At 74.6% G+C, this 5,035-nt stretch carries 5 protein-coding genes; 4 read left to right on the top strand and 1 reads right to left on the bottom strand.

Going from position 1 to position 5,035, the window contains the following annotated elements:
* The first annotated feature begins 50 nt into the window (after positions 1-50).
* Entirely contained in the window at positions 51-806 is a 756-nt protein-coding gene (locus EAO76_RS42535; protein ID WP_148841570.1) for an ABC transporter permease, read from the top strand.
* Entirely contained in the window at positions 803-2,773 is a 1,971-nt protein-coding gene (locus tag EAO76_RS42540) for a TOMM precursor leader peptide-binding protein (RefSeq protein ID WP_148841571.1), read from the top strand. Before EAO76_RS42535 ends, EAO76_RS42540 begins: the two co-directional genes overlap by 4 nt.
* Positions 2,774-2,886: 113 nt before the next feature.
* Here the strand turns inward: EAO76_RS42540 and EAO76_RS42545 are convergent, their stop codons facing one another.
* Positions 2,887-3,063, bottom strand: coding sequence for a thiazolylpeptide-type bacteriocin (locus tag EAO76_RS42545; RefSeq protein ID WP_073790073.1), 177 nt, complete (start codon positions 3,061-3,063; stop codon positions 2,887-2,889).
* A 256-nt stretch (positions 3,064-3,319) separates the two neighbouring features.
* Between EAO76_RS42545 and EAO76_RS42550 the strand changes: the two genes are divergently transcribed.
* Positions 3,320-4,666 (top strand): amidohydrolase, encoded by a 1,347-nt coding sequence (locus EAO76_RS42550; RefSeq protein ID WP_148841572.1) that lies wholly within the window; start codon positions 3,320-3,322, stop codon positions 4,664-4,666.
* Positions 4,663-4,980 carry a hypothetical protein gene (locus EAO76_RS42555; RefSeq protein ID WP_316248420.1) on the top strand — a complete coding sequence of 106 codons (318 nt, stop codon included), beginning with the start codon at positions 4,663-4,665 and terminating at the stop codon, positions 4,978-4,980. The genes EAO76_RS42550 and EAO76_RS42555 overlap by 4 nt, the downstream gene beginning before the upstream one ends.
* Positions 4,981-5,035: the final 55 nt, after the last annotated feature.

Here is a 5,035-nt window from a genome sequence, read left to right on the forward strand (position 1 = left end):
GCCGTAACGGCTCCGCCCCCCCCGCACCACCAGCGATACGGAGACCCCCGATGAGCGCATACGCGGCGCTGAGCCAGGCCGGATACCGGGCCTACACGCGCGACAAGACCACCCTCTTCTTCACCTTCGCCTTCCCGCTCATCTTCCTGGTGGTCTTCGGACTGATCTTCCACGGACAGACCGTCGAGCAGAGCGGCAAGCCCTACATCAACTACATCGCCCCCGGCGTCCTGTCGTGGGGCGTCGGCAACGCGGCCGTGTTCGGCGTCGGCTTCGTCCTCATGCAGTGGCGGCGCGACGACATCCTGCGCCTCATCCGGATGACCCCGACCCCGGTCTCCGCCGTCCTCGCCTCCCGCTACGTCCTGGCGCTGGGCATCGGCGCCGTGCAGTCCGTGCTCTTCGTCGCCGTGGCCCTGCTGCCCTCGTTCGGTCTGGAACTGGACGGCCGCTGGCCGCTCGCCCTGCCGGTGCTGGTCCTCGGCATCACCGCGTTCCTCGCTTTGGGCGTCATCGTCGGCAGCTACGCGAAGACCCCCGAGGCCGTCGCCGCCGTCGCCAACTGCCTGATGATCCCGATGGCGTTCCTGTCCGGCTCGTTCTTCCCGCTGGACGCCATGCCGGGCTGGATGCAGAACCTCTCCCGCGTCCTTCCGCTGCGCTACCTCAACGACGGGATATCCGGCGCCCTGACCGGCGACGGCACCATCGGGGACATCGGCCTGTCCTGCGCGGTGCTCGCCGGCTTCGCCCTCGTCCTGATCGCGATCGCGCTCAAGACCTTCCGCTGGAGCGACAAGTCATGACGACCGCCACCGCCGCCGCCCCGCCCGTGCGCGGCGAGAGCCCGCTGGAGGACGCCCGCACCGTCCTCCAGCACGGACTGACCGCCCGCCACGCCCGGTCGGCGGACCCGCGGCCCCTGCCCGCCCCGCTCGTCGTCCCGCTGGGCGCGGCCGACACCCTCGGCTTCGGCCGCCCCGACCCGTACGCCGCCGACCGCCCCGCCGCCAACGTCCAGCTCACCTCCCGCGCCGTGCTGATCGGCCCCTGGGGCGGCGACCCGGACGCCGCGGCCTGCGGACAGTGCCTGGCCATGCGCTGGCAGCGGCTGCGCAGCCGCTCGGAGCGCGAGGCCCTGGAACTGGGCGGCACCCCGCACGGCGCCACCCACTGGCCGGTCCTCACGGACTACGCGGTCGACGCCGTCTGGGCCACCTACCGCGCCGCGCTGGGCGGCGGCCACGACCTCCCCGACGCGACCCCCGCCGACCGGCCGCTGCCCCGGGTCACCCGGGTCGACCTGGTCACCCTCGCCACCGCGACGTTCCCGCTGCTGCCCGAACCCCTGTGCCCCGCCTGTGTCCAGGAGGTCCCCGACACCGCGGAAGCGGCCCGCATGGTGCTGCGCCCCGCCCCCAAACCCGACCCGGACGGCTACCGGCTGCGGCCCCTGTCCGCCTACCCGCTGCCGACCGCGGCCCTCGCCAACCCGGTGTGCGGAGCGCTCGGTTCGGACGTCTGGATCAACCCCACGTCCACCACCACGGCACCGGTCGCCGGCACCCACTTCGTCCGCGGCTACGCCGGACTCAACGACGTCACCTGGAGCGGCCAGGCCAACGGCTACGACACCAGCCGGGTCCTCGCCCACCTGGAGGGCCTGGAACGGTACGCGGGCACCACCCGCAGACGCGGCACCTCGCCCGTCGTGGGCAGCTACCACGAACTGGCCGACCACGCCGTGGACCCCGCCGCGTGCGGGCTGTACGCCCCCGAGACCTACGCGAACGACCCGATGGTCTCCCCGTTCGACCCGGACCGGCCCATCCCCTGGGTGTGGGGCCACTCCCTGCGCGACGACCGCCCGGTCCTGGTGCCCGCCCGGCTCGCCCACTACAGCGCCGGGGTCGAGGCCGACAACTTCGTCTTCGAGTGCTCCAACGGCTGCGCCACCGGCGGCAGTCTGGAGGAGGCGATCCTCTACGGGCTGCTGGAGATCGTCGAACGGGACGCCTTCCTCCTGGCCTGGTACGGCCGCACCCCCCTCACCGCGATCGACCTCGGCGCCTGCCGCTCCCCGGCCGTCCGCACGATGATCGACCGGGCCGCGCTGCACGGCTACGACGTCCACGCCTTCGACACCCGGATGGACCTGACCGTCCCCGTCGTCACGGCCCTCGCGGTGCGCCGGGACGGCGGGTACGGGACGCTGTCGTTCGCCGCCGCCGCCGGATTCGACCCGGAGGACACCATCGGGTCCGCCCTGTCCGAAGTCCTCACCTACATCCCGCACCTGCCCTACCAGGTCGCCGAACGCCACGCCGAACTCGTCGCGATGGAACGGGACTTCACTCTCGTGAGGCAGCTGAAGGACCACGCCCAGCTGCACGGCCTGCCCGCGATGACCGCGCACGCGCGGGAGTACCTGAACCCCGTCGCCGTCCGCTCCCCGGCCGACGCCTTCGCCGACTGGGAACCGCTGCGCCCCCGCACCGGGGACCTGCTGGACGACCTGAACCTGCTGGTCGGCCGGATCGCCGCCGCCGGACACGACGTCGTAGCGGTCGACCAGACCACCCCCGAACAGCGCCGGATGGGGCTGCACACCGTCGCCGCCCTCGTCCCCGGCCTGCTGCCGCTGGACTTCGGCTGGACCCGGCAGCGGGCCCTGCTGATGCCCCGGCTGCGCACCGCCCTGCGGACCTCGGGGCGGCGGGCGGACGACCTCCCGGAGTCCGCGGTCAAGCGCGTCCCGCACCCCTTCCCGTGAGGGCCCGCGCGGCCCTTCCCGCGGCGGCCGGCGCGTCCCTTCCCGGGACGCCCGCGGGCCCTCTTCGCGCCGATGGCGCGAAGAGGGCCCGCGTACCCGCGTGTGCGACCGGATCAGGCGCAGCAGGAGGTGGTGCTGGTGGTGCTGGAGCAGGTGGACGTCGAGGAGCAGGACGTCGAACCGGCGAGCACGACCTCGGCCGCGTCCGAGTAGTCCGAGATCTCGAAGGTCTCCGACTCCAGCTCCAGGATCTCGTCGGCGAGGGTGGCGAGCTCGGTCTTGGGGGCCATGGTGTTCTCCCTTGGCTCACGGGGATCGGCCGGCCGCTCCGGCACTGTTCCCCTGCGGTGCTGCCATTGCAGCGGGGACCGCTGTCAGATCGGCCGCGCTTTCGCTGTCAGATCGCTGGCACCCCGTGACAGCGGAACGCCGAACTCCTGAAACCGGACCGGCGCAGGCTCATGACAGGACCCAGTGCTCCTCCCGGCACCGGACCACGTGCTCCTCCCGGCACCGACCCGCCCCAGCGGAACGAGGTGAGATGGCATGACGACGAAGGAGAACCCCGCTCCACCCCAGCCGCCGCCGGTACCGTCCCCGGCCGTCGCCCGGACGGTCCTGCGCCCCGCGCTGGAGCTGTACCTCGACGTGCACGCCCACCCGGAGCTCTCCGGGGCGGAGGCGCGCACCGCCGACCGGTTCGCCGCCCGGCTGGAGGCGAGCGGCTGCGCGGTCACCCGGAAGGTCGGCGGCGGCCACGGACTCGTGGGCGTCCTGCGCAACGGGCCCGGCCCGACCGTGCTGCTGCGCACCGAACTCGACGCGCTGCCGGTCACCGAGCGCACCGGCCTCGCGTACACGAGCACCGTGCCCGGCGTCATGCACGCCTGCGGCCACGACCTCCATCTCGCCGCGGTCGCCGGGGCGGTGGACGAACTCTCCCGGACGCGCGCGGGGTGGAGCGGCACGGTCCTGGTCGTGGGCCAGCCCGCCGAGGAGACCCTGGACGGGGCGCGGGAGATGCTCGCGGACGGGCTGTACGAGCGGTTCGGCACCCCGGACGTGGCCCTCGCCCAGCACACCTCGCCCGCCSCCGCCGGCACCCTCGCGCACGCCGCGGACTTCCGCACCCCCCTGATGGCGGCCGGTGCGGCGGTGGACATCACCCTGTACGGGCGGGGCGGCCACGCGGGCACCCCGCACCTGGCCGTCGACCCGGTGCCGGCGGCGGCGGCCACCGTCCTGCGGCTCCAGTCCGTCGTCTCGCGGGAGACGGCCCCGGCCGAGCAGGCGGTGCTGGGCGTCGGGATGCTGCGGGCCGGGGAGCGCGGCAACGTGATCCCGGAGACGGCCGAACTGTCCCTGTGCATGCGGGCGTCGTCCGAGCAGGCACTCGACCGGATGACGGCCGCGGTGCGGCGGATCGTGGCGGGCGAGAGCGCGGCGTCCGGCTGCCCGAAGGAACCAAACCTGGTCGTCACCGCGCGCTCGCCCGCCCTGCGCACCGACGCCGCCGCCACCGCGGGGGTGCGCCGGGCGCACGAGGCGTTGTTCGGCCCGGAACGGGTGACGGACTGCGGCCTCCTCACGGCCACCGAGGACTTCTCGTGGTTCGGCGCCCCGCCGGGCTTCCCGGCCGGCGCCCCGGACGGTTCCCCGCCGGGCTTCCCGGAAGGTTTTCCGTCCGGCTCCCCGGCGGTGGCGACGGTGTACTGGCTGCTCGGCGCGACCGGGGCACGGCAGTGGCGCGCCGCCCGCGCCGGCGGGCCGCCCGTACCGCCCAACCACGCACCGGAGTTCGCCCCGGACGTGCGCACCGCGCTGCCGACCGGGATCGCGGCGATGGCCTCGGCCGCCCGGCACGTGCTGAACCCGGAAGGGAACGCGCCATGACCTGCTCCGACCGGAAGACCGCCCACGCCACCGGCCCCGGGCGCGTCGCGAGCCACCCCGCCGACCACCCCGCGGGCCACGTCGACGTGATCACCGTCCGCCGGGACAGCACCGCCCCGACCGGGGAGACCACCGTCGTACGCCTGTTGAGCCTGCTCCCCGCCCACTGGGCCTGCACCCCGCGCTCCGTGGGATCCGACCGGATCGCCCTGCGCATCGGCCTGACCCGCACCGTGGACCGGCCGACGGTCCACCGCGCGGTCTCCGGCGCCCTCGCCGACCGGGCGCTGGAGGGCTGGACGGAGGAACGGTGACGGCGGGGACGGCACCGGCGACGAACCGTCGGAGACCCCGACCCCGACCCCGACG

The sequence above is a fragment of the Streptomyces sp. sk2.1 genome (genome assembly GCF_008120935.1).
Classification (GTDB): domain Bacteria; phylum Actinomycetota; class Actinomycetes; order Streptomycetales; family Streptomycetaceae; genus Streptomyces.

Excerpts from the sequence above, each read along its gene's own strand:
- EAO76_RS42555 (WP_316248420.1), top strand. The coding sequence starts at position 4,663 with ATGACCTGCTCCGACCGGAAGACCGCCCACGCCACCGGCCCCGGGCGC.
- EAO76_RS42535 (WP_148841570.1), top strand. The coding sequence starts at position 51 with ATGAGCGCATACGCGGCGCTGAGCCAGGCCGGATACCGGGCCTACACG.
- EAO76_RS42545 (WP_073790073.1), bottom strand. The coding sequence starts at position 3,063 with ATGGCCCCCAAGACCGAGCTCGCCACCCTCGCCGACGAGATCCTGGAG.
- EAO76_RS42540 (WP_148841571.1), top strand. The coding sequence starts at position 803 with ATGACGACCGCCACCGCCGCCGCCCCGCCCGTGCGCGGCGAGAGCCCG.